Genomic DNA, 13,224 nt, shown 5'->3' with positions numbered 1-13,224 from the left:
ACGTATGAAAGAAATGGTTCCATGCGTTGGCGTTTTTATCATAGTTCCGAAAGAAGACTTCCGCTTCAGGCGCGTGAAGGGCGCAGCCCAGCGATAAGCGGAAGATGAATGTCGGTTGGCATCAGCCAAAACACATGATAAAATTAATGTATATCATGTTCTTTGTGAACGGGATATAGAGGGTTGCATGGAGAATATCCAATGCGAAGACAAGGAAAAGCCCTAGGGTTGGAACGACCCGAAGTGACGCTCAGGGAGACGAAAGGCTGCTTTCGTCGTGGAACTGAGAAGCTCCCACTTCAAGCAAAGCGAAGTGGGAGCAGTTCACGTATAATGATGGTTGACACAAGTCCAACAACAGAAAGCAGTGACGCACCATGGCCGAAAAAGTCGTCGTCATTGTCGGGCCGACGGCGGTCGGCAAAACGAAGCTCGGCATCGCTTTGGCGAAAAAGCTGGGCGGGGAGATCATCAGCGGCGATTCGATGCAAATTTATAAAGGAATGGACATAGGGACGGCGAAAGTGAAGCCGGATGAGATGGAAGGGATTCCACATCATTTGCTTGACATTAAAGAGCCGTGCGAACCGTTTTCCGTCGTCGAATTTCAGCGGCTTTGCCGTGCGCTCATCACCGAGATTTCGGCGCGCGGCCGGTTGCCGATCATCGTCGGCGGCACGGGGCTGTACATTCAGGCAGCCCTTTACGATTACCAATTTTCCGCCGCCCCTTCCGACGAAGCGTACCGCCGGGCGCTCAAACAACTGGCGGCCGAGCAAGGAGCCGAAGCGCTTCACCGGCGGCTCGAGGCGGTTGATCCGATCAGTGCGGCCCGCATTCATCCGCACAACATCCGCCGCGTCATCCGCGCCTTAGAAGTGTATCATTGCACGGGAAAGCCGTTCAGCGAGTGGCAGCAAGGGCAGTCAAAGCGGCTTTTGTATGAGGCGGCCATCGTTGGCTTGACGGCGGAGCGGGAGGCGCTTTACCGCCGCATCAACGAGCGGGTCGATGAGATGATCGCCGCAGGGTTGATCGAAGAGGCGAGGGCGCTTTATGACCGCGGCCTGCGCGACTGCCAGGCGGTGCAAGCCATCGGCTACAAGGAGCTGTACGACTATTTTGACGGTCGCGTTTCCCTTGATGAAGCGATCGAGCAGCTGAAACAAAATTCGCGCCGCTATGCGAAACGGCAGCTCACTTGGTTTCGCAATCAAATGCCGGTGAAATGGTTTGACATGACCGACGCCGGGCAGTTCGCCGCCAAGGCGGAGGAAATTTCTCGCTATGTAGCAGGAAAGCTTCAACTTGAAGCGAATATATAATTATATCCTTAGAGAGAAAAGAGGAGGACGTTTGATGAAAAATACGATCAATATTCAAGACCAGTTTTTAAACCAGTTGCGCAAAGAGGGCATTCAAGTGACCGTCTTCTTATTGAACGGCTTCCAACTGCGCGGGTACATTAAAGGGTTTGACAACTTCACCGTACTTTTGGAAGTGCAAGGAAAACAACAGCTCATTTACAAGCACGCCATTTCGACGTTTGCGCCGGAGCGGAACATCCATTTTGAAACCGAACAGCAAAGCTGATGGTACATAAGCTGTCAGAAAAAGGCGCCTTCCTTTAAGGAGGGCGTCTTTTTCTTGTTGATGGAGCGGGCGTTGCCGGATTCCCTTTCTCCTGAAGCGTGGGCGCCGCTTTTTCATTTCCGATGCGTAAACCGCCGCTTTGATGAATAAACATATACAAACTTTTTCCGCTATAGCCGACCTGCTGTTTGTTTGGGCGATTGTCACGGATCGGCGGCGGCGTACGTATACTAGTAACGAAAAGGCAAGGCGTCAAAAGCCAAGTCGGAACGGGTGCGGATGGCAGAAAACGGGAAGCGAGGTGACGCCCCTTGTCAGAATTGACGATGAACAAGGCGAAAGGGCAAATCAACATCGTGTTGAACTCCAAAACGGTAAACCATTTAGTGAAAGAAGAGAAAAACGACTGGCTCGATGGCGAAGAGCATCAGGCGCTCCGCAATATTCAAAAGGAGCTTGATCAACTGATCGGCCTTGATCATGTCAAAAAAATCATCAAGGAAATTTACGCCTGGCTGTACATCAACCGGCTGCGCAAGGAGAACGGCTTAAAGGCTAACCGCCAGGCGCTCCATATGATTTTCAAAGGCAATCCCGGCACCGGCAAAACGACGGTGGCGCGCTTGCTCGGCAAGCTGTTTTTTGAGATGAACGTGCTGTCCAAAGGGCATTTCATCGAGGCGGAGCGGGCCGATTTGGTCGGAGAGTACATCGGACATACGGCGAGCAAAACGCGCGATTTGATCAAAAAAGCACGCGGCGGAATTTTGTTTATCGATGAAGCGTATTCGCTCGCCCGCGGTGGGGAAAAAGACTTCGGCAAAGAAGCAATCGATACGCTCGTCAAAGGGATGGAAGACTATTGCGACGACTTGGTTGTGATTTTGGCCGGCTATCCGAAAGAAATGGACTATTTTTTGTCGCTGAATCCCGGCTTACCGTCGCGCTTTCCTCTCACGATCGAGTTTCCCGATTATACGGTCGAGGAGCTCGTGCAAATCGCCAAGCAAATGTTGCGCGAGCGCGAGTATGAAATGACGCTGGAAGCGGAGCGGAAACTGTACATCCATCTCGAAGGGACGCTGGAAGCGACCGGCCGCCTCAAGTTCAGCAACGGTCGCTATGTGCGCAACTTAATCGAAAAAGCGATCCGCAAGCAGGCGGTCCGTCTGTTGCATGAAGGACGATATGACAAAAAAGAACTGATGACGATCCGTGACCGCGATTTAGTGATTCATGCTTGAACGCTCACCCACCTGCGCTCATGCGCGGAAGTGAGGGTCTTCTCGGCGTGAGATGATAAAAGCAAAGGAGGCGCCTCTTTCTTTTTCTTGTCGAAGAAAGAGGTCTTCCTTTCTTTTTTGTGCCGCAAAAAAGAGGAATGGGATCAAAAAGAGCGAATACATAAACAGCAGGGGGCATCATGCACCTATTTATCTGAATTATCTGTCTAGTGGATCTGCACGCCCTCCGTCCATTCGGAGAAAAGGGGGAAAGACGCTTGTACATGACGATTGGGGAGATGTTTTCCCAGACAGTGCGAAAGTTTCCAAACCGGGAGGCGGTCGTCGACGCGGCGACCGGACACCGCTATACGTATGCTGAATGGGAGAGGGAAGTGAACCGGTGGGCGAACGCGTTTTTGGAAGCGGGCGTACGCAAGGGAGATCGCATCTCAACGGTGCTGTATAATACGCTTGAGCTCGCGACTGCCTTGTTTGCCTGCGCCAAAATTGGGGCGGTGTTCAATCCGATCAACTTCCGGCTGAAAGCCGAAGAAATCGCCTATATTTTGGCAGACGCCGAGCCGAAAATCGTGCTGTTTGAACGGGCGGTGCAACCGGAACTTGCCGCGATTCACAGCCGTTTTCCGCACGTGTCATTTTGGTCGATCGACCGCGATCCGCCGCCGTTTGCCAAAAACGCTCACGAGCAGGCTGCGCGGACCTCAGAGGAAGCGCCGCGCATTCATGTGGAAGAGAGCGACCTTTATGCCATTATGTATACAAGCGGCACGACCGGGCGGCCGAAAGGGGTCATGCACCGCCACCGCGACATGATTGAGCAAAGTGTCATTTGCCATGGCGTGATGCGCATCCGCGAGACGGATCGCGGGCTGGCGGCAGCGCCGCTGTTCCATTGCGCCGAGCTGCATTGCTGCTTGCTGCCGCGCGTGCATGCCGGAGCGGCGAGCGTCATTTTGCACCATTTCGACGCCAAGCTCGTGCTCGAAATGATCGAGCGGGAGCGGATTACGATTCTATTTGGCGCCCCGACGATGTGGAACATGATCTTGCAGGAAGATGTAAGCGGTTACGATTTATCTTCGCTTCGCCTCGGCCTATACGGCGCTGCTCCGATGGCTCCGGCGCTTGTCAGGCAATGCCAAGAGCAGCTCGGCATCGAGCTGATTCAAGCGTACGGCATGACGGAAATGGGGCCGGCGGTGACGTTTTTGCTCGAAGACGAGCAGCTTGCGAAACCCGGTTCCGCCGGACGGGCCTGTCTGAACCATGAGATCCGCGTCGTCCGCGCGCGTGAAGACGGACCGTCCGACCCGGACGATGTGCTGCCGCCGTACGAAGTCGGCGAAATTGTGATGCGTGGGCCGTGCATGATGATGGGTTACTACAAGCGCGAAGAAGCGACGGAAAAAGCGTTGTACAAAGGCTGGTACCATTCCGGCGACCTCGGCTACCTTGATGAAGACGGCTATTTGTATGTCGCCGACCGGGTCGATGACATGGTGATCAGCGGCGGGGAAAACGTCTATCCGCGCGAAGTCGAGGACGTATTGTACGAGCATCCGAAAGTGCTGGATGTCGCTGTGCTCGGCGAGCCGGATGAGTTGTGGGGCGAAAAAGTCGTCGCCTTCGTCGTCAAAAAAGATGACCTCTTGACCGCCGATGAGCTCGAGCAGTTTTGCAAAACGAGCGACCGCCTCGCTCCGTACAAACGTCCGCGCGCCTACTATTTCATCGATGCCCTGCCGCGCAACGCGAGCGGGAAAATCCAAAAGTTTTTGCTGCGGGAACAGCTGAAAAAACAGGCGGCGGGGGGAACAACAGAAAAGTGACGGAACAGAAAAGAGGAGGACAGATGACAGCCCGCTATTTGCGCGAAGAACATCATATATTCCGCGATGCGTTCCGCAAGTTTTTGGAAAAAGAAGCATATCCGCATTATACCGAGTGGGAGAAGCGCGGCATCATTCCGCGTTCGTTTTGGGCGAAGATGGGCGAAAACGGCTTTCTTTGCCCGTGGGTTGATGAAAAGTATGGAGGCTTGAACGCTGATTTTGCCTACTCAGTCGTCATCAACGAAGAACTGGAAAAAGTCGGATCGAGCCTCATCGGCATCGGTTTGCACAACGACATCGTCACGCCGTATATCGCGTCGTACGGCACGGAAGAGCAAAAACAAAAATGGCTTCCGAAATGCGTCAGCGGCGAGATCATTACAGCGATTGCCATGACCGAGCCGGGGGCTGGTTCGGATTTGGCCAACATTTCGACAACGGCAGTAAAAGACGGTGACTACTACATCGTCAACGGGCAAAAAACGTTTATCACGAACGGCATTCATGCCGACTTGATCGTCGTCGCCTGCAAAACCGACCCGCAGGCGAAGCCGCCGCACCGCGGCATCAGCCTGCTCGTCGTGGAGCGGGATACGCCGGGGTTTACGCGCGGCCGGAAGCTGGAGAAAGTCGGGCTGCACGCCCAAGATACGGCCGAGCTGTTTTTCCAAGATGCGAAAGTGCCGGCATATAATTTGCTTGGCGAGGAAGGAAAAGGATTTTACTATTTGATGGAAAAGCTCCAACAGGAGCGGCTTGTTGTCGCCATCGCCGCCCAAACGGCGGCAGAGGTCATGTTTTCGCTCACGAAGCAGTACGTTAAACAGCGGTCGGCGTTCGGCAAACGAGTGAGCGAGTTTCAAACCGTCCAGTTCCGCCTTGCGGAAATGGCGACGGAGATCGCCCTCGGACGCACGTTTGTGGACCGCGTCATTGAAGAGCATATGGCGGGAAAACAGATCGTCACCGAAGTGTCGATGGCGAAATGGTGGATTACCGAGATGGCGAAACGCGTAGCCGCCGAGGCGATGCAGCTACACGGCGGCTACGGCTATATGGAAGAATACGAGATCGCCCGGCGCTACCGCGATGTCCCTGTAAGCGCCATTTATGCCGGGACGAACGAGATGATGAAAACGATCATCGCCCGGCAGCTAGATTTGTAGAAATGAGGGAAAGATATGCTCCATGGCATTGTTGTCGTTGATTTTTCTCATTACTTGCCAGGTCCGTTTGCAAGCTGGCGCCTCGCCCAGCTCGGAGCCGAAGTCATCAAAATCGAGCCCCCGTCCGGCGACCGGCTGCGCCCGTTCGCCGGGGGCCGGATGTTTGCCGCTTACAACGCCGGTAAACAAAGCATCGCCCTTGATTTAAAGAAGAAGGCGGGGCGTGAGCAAGCCCGGCGGCTCGCCGCCTTGTTCCGTGAAAAGACATTGGATGAGTGGAGCGCGTTCGCCAAAGCGATTGACGCCTGCCTCGCTCCGGTGCTGGAGACGGGTGAGGCGAAGGCGCTGTTTGCTGACAGCCGGCTCCGCCATCTCGTCCGGCTGCAGCCAAACGGAGCATGGACGGCCGCACATGGTCCGGACGGCCAATGGGGCGGTGTGGCGGCTCCGGACATTAATGAACATGCTTATTTGTTAGGGGAGGGGGAATGAATCATGATGAAAACACCGTTAAACATTTCCATGATGCTTGAGCGGGCGGAGCTGTTTTTCCCGAAAAAGCAAGTCGTTTCGCGCATGAAAGGAGGCGTCGTTCGCCATACATACAAGGAGATCGGCGGGCGGACGCGCAGGCTGTCAAGCGTGTTGAAGCGGCTCGGGGTGGAAGTCGGCGACCGCGTCGGCACGTTCGCCTGGAACCATCACCGCCATTTGGAAGCGTATTTTGCCATTCCGGGCATCGGGGCGGTGCTCCATACGATCAACATCCGCCTCTCGCCGCAGCATATCGCGTACATCATCAACCATGCCGATGACCGCGTGCTGCTGATCGATGATGATTTGCTGCCGGCAATTGAAGCGGTCAAGGATGAAATCCCGAACGTGCGCGCCTTCATCGTCATGACCGATGCCGACGAGCTGCCGGAAACGACGTTGTCTCCGGTGTACCATTACGAGAAACTGCTTGCTGAGGGCGATCCAGCGTTTCCGTTCTTCAAAGACCTCGATGAATACCAACCGGCTGGTATGTGCTATACGTCGGCGACAACCGGAAATCCGAAAGGAGTCGTCTACACGCACCGAAGCACGGTTCTGCACGCGATGGCGCTAGGGCTGGCTGACACGCAAGGATTGTGCGAGCGCGATGTCGTCATGCCGGTTGTGCCGATGTTTCACGTCAACGCGTGGGGGCTGCCGTTTGCCGCCACTTGGTTCGGTTCGACGATTGTCATGCCGGGGCCAGCGTTTACCCCGAAAGTGCTTGCCGAGCTGATTGACGCCGAACGGGTGACGATCACCGCCGGCGTGCCGACGATTTGGCTTGGACTCTTGCAAGAACTCGAGAAAGGAAACTACGATGTAAGCAGCTTAACGCGCGTCATTTGCGGCGGATCGGCAGCTCCGAAAGGGGTCATCCGGGCGTTCGAAGAAAAGTACGGCATTCCGTTCATTCACGCGTACGGCATGACGGAAACGAGCCCGCTTGTGCTCGTGTCGCGCCCGAAAAGCTATCACGACGGGCTGTCGTACGAGGAGAAACTGGACATTCGCGCCAAGCAAGGGCTGCTCGCGCCAGGGCTTGAGATGAAAGTGATCGGCCAAAACGGGCCGGTTCGTTGGGACGGGCAGGAAATGGGCGAGCTTTGCTTGCGCGGGCCGTGGATTGCCTCTGAGTATTACAACGACGAGAGAACGAACGAAGCATTTCGCGATGGCTGGCTGCATACCGGCGATGTCGTCACCGTCGACGAAGAAGGATTCGTCAAAATCGTCGATCGGACAAAAGACGTCATTAAAAGCGGCGGCGAATGGATTTCGTCCGTCGACTTGGAAAACGCGCTCATGGCGCACGAGGCGGTGTTTGAAGCGGCGGTTGTCGCCGTGCCGCACCCGAAATGGCAGGAGCGGCCGATTGCCTGCGTCGTGCTGAAAGAAGGAAAAAGCGTGACGAAGGAAGAGCTGTACGACTTTTTGCGCCCGCAATTTACGAAATGGTGGCTGCCGGATGACATTGTGTTTCTCGATGAAATTCCAAAAACGAGCGTCGGCAAGTTTTTGAAGCGGAAACTGCGCGATGAGATGGCGGCGCGTTATGCCGATGCGGCGACGGAGTAAAGGAGGCGAACACCGTGGCAGAAACGATTGCCGTCATCGGCGCCGGGGTGATGGGAAGCGGCATCGCGCAAACGGCGGCGATGGCGGGAAAAACGGTGCGTTTGTATGATGTGTCTGAAGCGGCCTTGCAAAACGGGCTCGCTTCGGCGGAAAAAAGCTTGCGCCGCTTTGTCAAAGCCGGCGAGCTGTCCGAGCCGGAGGCAGCGGCAGCACTTGGGCGCATCCGCCCGACCGTCGATTTGGCTGAAGCGGTGCACGGGGCGGATGTCGTCATCGAAGCAGTGCCGGAAAACTTGGCGCTGAAAAAAGACGTGTTTCAGCGGCTTGATCAACTGGCGAAGCCGAACGCCATTTTGGCGACCAACACATCGGAGTTGAGCGTTACGGCGCTTGCCGCCGCGACCAACCGGCCGGAGAACGTCATCGGCATGCATTGGTTCAATCCGGCGCCAGTGATGAAGTTGATCGAAATTGTGAAAGGTGAGACGACTTCCGACGACACAGTCGACGCCATCCGCCGGCTGTCTGTGGAGCTTGGCAAAGAAACGGTCGTCGTGAAAGACCGGCAAGGGTTTGTGACGACAAGGGCGCTTGCCGCCCATATGATCGAGTGCATCCGCATGTACGAAGAAGGGGTTGCTTCCGCTGAGGATATCGACAAAGCGGTGCGGCTTGGCCTCAATTATCCGATGGGGCCCTTTGAGCTGGCCGACATGGTCGGGCTTGATACGCTCCTGTTTGTGAGCGAAAACATGACGGAAGCGTACGGCGATCGATTCCGGGCGCCGCAGCTTTTGCGCAAGCTCGTTGAAGCCGGGCATTTAGGGCGGAAGACGGGAAAAGGGTTTTACATGTATACAAAATGAACAAGCGCTATTTCACAGGAAAGGCCATGAGAGCAGAAACGCGCCCATTTGGCAGCGCCCGCGGCTTATCGGTCGGCGGGCGCCATTGGATAAAAGGTGCGGTTTGCACCGTCAAGGCATGGCGATGACAAAAAAACAACAAGGGGGAGAAAATGGTGCGTGAAGCGGTCATTGTCGAAGCGGTCAGGACGCCTGTTGGCAAGCGGAACGGCGTCTTTCGGGATGTTCATCCGGTCCATTTGGCCGCGGTGGTGCTCGATGAAGTCGTGCGCCGAGCAGGCATCGACAAGCGGGTGATCGAAGACATCGTCATGGGCTGCGTGACGCCGATCGCCGAACAAGGATACAACATCGGCCGGCTGGCGGCGCTTGAGGCGGGGTTTCCAGTCGAAGTGCCCGCCGTGCAAATCAATCGAATGTGCGGCTCGGGGCAGCAGGCGATCCATTTCGCTGCCCAGGAAATCCGCTCCGGGGATATGGATGTCACGATCGCGGCCGGGGTCGAAAGCATGACGAAAGTGCCGATTTTAAGCGATGGCAACGATCGGACGATTCCGCCGTCGCTTCATGAAAAATACGAATTCATCCACCAAGGCGTCTCGGCTGAGCGGATCGCCAAAAAATACGGCTTGACGCGCGACGAGCTTGACGCCTACGCGTACGAAAGCCATCAGCGCGCCTTGGCGGCCTTGCGCGAAGGGAAGTTTCGCGCCGAAATCGTCCCGGTGAAAGGGCTTGACCGCGACGGCCGGGAGATGCTCGTCGTTGATGACGAAGGCCCGCGCGCCGACACATCGCCGGAAGCGCTCGCCGCGCTCAAGCCGGTATTTCAAGAAGACGGCGTCATCACCGCCGGCAATGCGAGTCAAATGAGCGATGGGGCGGCCGCTGTGCTTTTAATGGAACGGGAGGCGGCGAGGCGGTTCGGTTTGAAGCCGAAAGCGCGCATCGTCGCGCAGACGGTCGTCGGCTCGGATCCGACGTACATGCTTGACGGCGTCATCCCGGCGACGCGGCAAGTGCTGAAAAAAGCGGGCCTCGCGATCGATGACATCGACCTCATTGAAATCAACGAAGCGTTCGCCCCGGTCGTACTTGCCTGGCAAAAGGAAATCGGCGCCCCGCTTTCGAAGGTGAACGTCAACGGCGGCGCCATCGCGCTCGGCCATCCGCTCGGCGCGACCGGTGCGAAGCTCATGACATCGCTCGTCCATGAACTTGAACGGCGCGGCGGCCGCTATGGTCTATTGACGATTTGCATCGGCCACGGGATGGCGACAGCCACAATCATCGAGCGGGAGTAAGAGCAAGGCGTGAAAAAAGCAGGTTGACGAAGCATTGGACAGCGGTGGCGGCCAGCAAGCCGACCGGCCGCTGTTTTTTTCTTTCGTGATGGGAAAATCAAAAATATAGGACAGAGTCGAAGCCGTGTGATAAGATGAAAGAAAACAAAGTGAAAGGGGGAGCGCTGTGCAAAAGGAGAAACCGTTTTACACGTATAGTGATATTGAAAATTGGGAAGGAAATTGGGAACTGATTGATGGTGTTCCATACTTACTGGCTTCTCCTTCGTTTGCGCACCAATATGTTGTTGGACAGCTGCACTTGGCTTTAGCTTCGTATTTCCAAGCGCGCGGCTGCCATGTCATCCTTTCCCCGTTTGACATTCAGCTTGATCCCGAAGAGCCGGAACGGACGGCGAAAACAGTCGTTCAGCCGGATTTATCGGTCGTCTGCCGGACTGAGCAAATCCGCAGCCGTCGAATGAAAGGAGCTCCCGATCTGATTGTTGAGGTTCTGTCGCCAAGCACCGCTTTACGCGATCGAAACCAGAAGTACCATTTATACGAAAAACATGGGGTGCGTGAATATTGGATTGTGGATCCGAGCAACTGGACAGTCGAAGTGTTCAGCCGGCAAGATGGGCGATTTCAACAGCGAGCTGTCTTCGGACCGAGCGATGAACTCGTTTCCTTTTGGCAGCCGGATTTAACCGTTTCGCTCGCCTCGGTGTTTCCTCCGGAAGAAAGCGAAGTGTAATGCAGCTGGCAAAGGTTTTTGTGTCGCTTTGCCAGGGTGGCTTTTGCGAAAAAAGTTGCGGCCTCTAAATAGACAAAAAGCCGAAGGGGATCCATGCCATGAAACAACCCGTTCTCGCTTCCTTGTATTTATCGCTTGCCGCCAGCATTTGGGGCGGGATGTACGTCGTGAGCAAATCTCGTTTTGGCTCGGCGGGGCGCTGATCGTTGTTGGGGTGATCGTGGCGGTGCGAAGCGAGCAAAGTGCGTAAGGAAGGCGTCAGCAAACCAAAAGCGAGGAGTTGTCTATCTTTTCGTACGAATCAATGAGTAGATGTTGCTTTTGCCGTTTTATCATTGTCCGCCCACTTTTTCTCCAACCGCCCGCCGCGGCAGCTTCCAGCCGTATGTGTACGACAAAATGCGGAGGACGGCGACGGCGATCAACAGCACATACAGCTCAACGGGCGACTCGGCCCATTTCAGCCCGATGGCGAGGCCGGCGAGAATGGCCCAGGCGGCATAAATTTCTGCGCGCAGCACGAGCGGCTTTCTTCCCGCCAACACGTCACGGATAATACCGCCGCCGCTTCCAGTCAACACCGCGGCGACGATGACCGCACTTAACGGATGCCCCATTTTGACGGCATACAGCGCTCCTTGGATGGCAAACGCCGACAGCCCAAGGGCGTCAAAAAAGTTGCCCCATCGCTTCCACGGCGGCAGCATTTGCTTCGGAAACAAATACACAACCGTCATCGCCGCCAAAGCGACAAGAAAGAGCGGCTCTTGTTCCCATAACGCCGACACAGGCACCCCGATCAGCAAATTGCGCACCGCCCCGCCGCCAAAGGCGGTGACGATCCCTAAAATGTACACCCCAAGCAAATCGTACTCCTCTTCCATCGCCACGATCGCCCCGCTGATGGCAAACGCGACCGTGCCGATAATGCTCAATACTTCCCACGTCATTCTTGCTGTTCCTTTCCGTGCGGTGTTCTTGTATCATTGTAGAGGCAAAAGCGGCGGAAAATCAATCGTTTTTTTGGAACGAACTAGCAGACCAACGGTGGAATTTGGTATCATGAACGTAGGGAACATGTTCGCCGCGAGGGAAAGGAAGGGGGATGCCATGAGCCGTGAACAAGCGATCCTTGTCGGCTGCCAGCTCGCCGGCGTCGACGATGAGCGGTTTCGCTATTCGATGGAGGAGCTCGCTTCGCTCGTTGCGACGGCGAACGGCGAGGTTGTGGCAGAATTGACGCAAAAACGTGAAGCGCCGCACCCGGCGACGTATATCGGCAAAGGGAAAACGGAAGAGCTCGCCGCGTTGGTCAAGCAGCTGGAGCCGGACGTCGTCATTTTCAATAGCGAGCTCTCTCCAAGCCAAGCGCGCAATTTGACAAGAATGCTTGGCGAGGTGAAAGTGATTGACCGGACGCAGCTGATTTTAGACATTTTTGCAAGGCGTGCCCGCTCAAAAGAAGGGAAGCTGCAAGTCGAGCTCGCCCAGCTGGAGTATATGCTGCCGCGCCTTAGCGGCCAAGGAGAGGCGCTATCCCGCTTGGGCGGGGGCATTGGGACGCGCGGTCCGGGGGAAACGAAGCTGGAGACCGACCGCCGCCATATTCGCCGACGCATTGACGACATTAAAGCTGAGCTGCGGCGCATCGCCGAGCATCGCGGGCGGTACCGCGAGCGTCGGCAAAAAAACCAAGCGTTTCAAGTGGCGCTCGTCGGTTACACAAACGCCGGCAAATCAACGATTTTCAATCGGCTGACCGCTGCGGATTCGTTCGAGGAAAATTTGCTGTTTGCCACGCTTGACCCATTGACGCGCAAATGCGTCTTGCCATGCGGCTACACGGTGCTTGTCACCGATACGGTTGGGTTCATCCAAGACTTGCCGACGACGCTCGTCGCCGCGTTCCGCTCGACGCTTGAGGAAGTGAAAGAGGCCGATTTGTTGCTCCATGTCGTCGATTCGTCGCATCCGGACTACGCCGCGCACGAGCGGACGGTGTTGCGGCTGCTCGCTGAATTGGGGGCTTCTTCCATTCCAATGGTCACGGTGTACAATAAAAGTGATCAAAAAACGCCGGAATTCATTCCGACAACAACTGCTTCCATCGTGATGAGCGCGCTGTCCGCCGTCGACATTGATCGGCTCCGCTATTTTCTTGAAGCGGCGGTGAAACAGCAAATGGCCTGTTACGACGTGTCGATCCCAAGCCGTGAAGGAAAATTGCTCGCTCGGTTAAAATCGGACACCATTTTGCACGAATGGCACTATAATGAGCAAGGTGGCACGTACGACTGCCAAGGGTACGTGCTGCCAACGCACCCCTTGTATGGGGAGCTGCAACCATTCCAACGATAGAAAGGGT

The 13,224-nt window shown here is 55.7% G+C and carries 12 protein-coding genes and 1 pseudogene; 12 read left to right on the top strand and 1 reads right to left on the bottom strand.

The window, feature by feature from the left end; translation table 11 throughout:
- Positions 1–377 precede the first annotated feature (377 nt).
- The 11 genes and pseudogenes from miaA to BJQ97_RS10885 form a co-directional block, all read left to right on the top strand.
- On the top strand, positions 378–1,325 hold the full coding sequence (gene miaA, locus BJQ97_RS10935; protein WP_160156593.1) for a tRNA (adenosine(37)-N6)-dimethylallyltransferase MiaA: 948 nt from the start codon (positions 378–380) through the stop codon (positions 1,323–1,325).
- A 34-nt stretch (positions 1,326–1,359) separates the two neighbouring features.
- Positions 1,360–1,593 (top strand): RNA chaperone Hfq, encoded by a 234-nt coding sequence (hfq, locus tag BJQ97_RS10930; RefSeq protein WP_160156592.1) that lies wholly within the window; start codon positions 1,360–1,362, stop codon positions 1,591–1,593.
- 311 nt (positions 1,594–1,904) lie between these two features.
- Positions 1,905–2,837, top strand: coding sequence for a stage V sporulation protein K (gene spoVK / locus BJQ97_RS10925; protein WP_160156591.1), 933 nt, complete (start codon positions 1,905–1,907; stop codon positions 2,835–2,837).
- A 257-nt stretch (positions 2,838–3,094) separates the two neighbouring features.
- Positions 3,095–4,669 (top strand): fatty acid--CoA ligase, encoded by a 1,575-nt coding sequence (locus BJQ97_RS10920; protein WP_160156590.1) that lies wholly within the window; start codon positions 3,095–3,097, stop codon positions 4,667–4,669.
- 23 nt (positions 4,670–4,692) lie between these two features.
- Entirely contained in the window at positions 4,693–5,838 is a 1,146-nt protein-coding gene (locus BJQ97_RS10915; protein WP_160156589.1) for an acyl-CoA dehydrogenase family protein, read from the top strand.
- A gap of 15 nt (positions 5,839–5,853) precedes the next feature.
- Positions 5,854–6,330, top strand: coding sequence for a CoA transferase (locus BJQ97_RS10910; RefSeq protein ID WP_160156588.1), 477 nt, complete (start codon positions 5,854–5,856; stop codon positions 6,328–6,330).
- Between the two features lie 3 nt (positions 6,331–6,333).
- Positions 6,334–7,953 (top strand): long-chain fatty acid--CoA ligase, encoded by a 1,620-nt coding sequence (locus BJQ97_RS10905; RefSeq protein ID WP_160156587.1) that lies wholly within the window; start codon positions 6,334–6,336, stop codon positions 7,951–7,953.
- A gap of 14 nt (positions 7,954–7,967) precedes the next feature.
- The gene (locus BJQ97_RS10900) at positions 7,968–8,819 is read left to right on the top strand and encodes a 3-hydroxyacyl-CoA dehydrogenase family protein (protein ID WP_160156586.1); all 852 of its coding nucleotides are present in this window, start codon (positions 7,968–7,970) and stop codon (positions 8,817–8,819) included.
- Positions 8,820–8,971: 152 nt separating this feature from the next.
- On the top strand, positions 8,972–10,123 hold the full coding sequence (locus tag BJQ97_RS10895; protein ID WP_201451687.1) for a thiolase family protein: 1,152 nt from the start codon (positions 8,972–8,974) through the stop codon (positions 10,121–10,123).
- 166 nt (positions 10,124–10,289) lie between these two features.
- On the top strand, positions 10,290–10,859 hold the full coding sequence (locus tag BJQ97_RS10890) for a Uma2 family endonuclease (protein WP_160156585.1): 570 nt from the start codon (positions 10,290–10,292) through the stop codon (positions 10,857–10,859).
- A gap of 98 nt (positions 10,860–10,957) precedes the next feature.
- Positions 10,958–11,035 (top strand): annotated as a pseudogene (locus BJQ97_RS10885) (DMT family transporter); the annotation flags it as partial.
- 156 nt (positions 11,036–11,191) lie between these two features.
- Here the strand turns inward: BJQ97_RS10885 and BJQ97_RS10880 are convergent.
- Positions 11,192–11,809: a trimeric intracellular cation channel family protein gene (locus BJQ97_RS10880; protein WP_160156584.1), complete on the bottom strand. Its 618-nt coding sequence runs from the start codon at positions 11,807–11,809 to the stop codon at positions 11,192–11,194.
- 160 nt (positions 11,810–11,969) lie between these two features.
- Between BJQ97_RS10880 and hflX the strand changes: the two genes are divergently transcribed.
- Entirely contained in the window at positions 11,970–13,217 is a 1,248-nt protein-coding gene (hflX, locus tag BJQ97_RS10875; protein WP_160156583.1) for a GTPase HflX, read from the top strand.
- Positions 13,218–13,224 lie beyond the last annotated feature (7 nt).

This window comes from Geobacillus sp. TFV-3, from assembly GCF_009901865.1.
In the GTDB taxonomy this organism is placed as follows: Bacteria; Bacillota; Bacilli; order Bacillales; family Anoxybacillaceae; genus Geobacillus; species Geobacillus thermoleovorans_A.
This window is presented reverse-complemented; position numbering and strand designations above follow the sequence as displayed.

Coding starts and splice junctions, on each gene's coding strand:
- BJQ97_RS10895 (WP_201451687.1), top strand. CDS start 8,972: ATGGTGCGTGAAGCGGTCATTGTCGAAGCGGTCAGGACGCCTGTTGGC.
- hflX (WP_160156583.1), top strand. CDS start 11,970: ATGAGCCGTGAACAAGCGATCCTTGTCGGCTGCCAGCTCGCCGGCGTC.
- BJQ97_RS10880 (WP_160156584.1), bottom strand. CDS start 11,809: ATGACGTGGGAAGTATTGAGCATTATCGGCACGGTCGCGTTTGCCATC.
- BJQ97_RS10910 (WP_160156588.1), top strand. CDS start 5,854: ATGCTCCATGGCATTGTTGTCGTTGATTTTTCTCATTACTTGCCAGGT.
- hfq (WP_160156592.1), top strand. CDS start 1,360: ATGAAAAATACGATCAATATTCAAGACCAGTTTTTAAACCAGTTGCGC.
- BJQ97_RS10905 (WP_160156587.1), top strand. CDS start 6,334: ATGATGAAAACACCGTTAAACATTTCCATGATGCTTGAGCGGGCGGAG.
- BJQ97_RS10915 (WP_160156589.1), top strand. CDS start 4,693: ATGACAGCCCGCTATTTGCGCGAAGAACATCATATATTCCGCGATGCG.
- miaA (WP_160156593.1), top strand. CDS start 378: ATGGCCGAAAAAGTCGTCGTCATTGTCGGGCCGACGGCGGTCGGCAAA.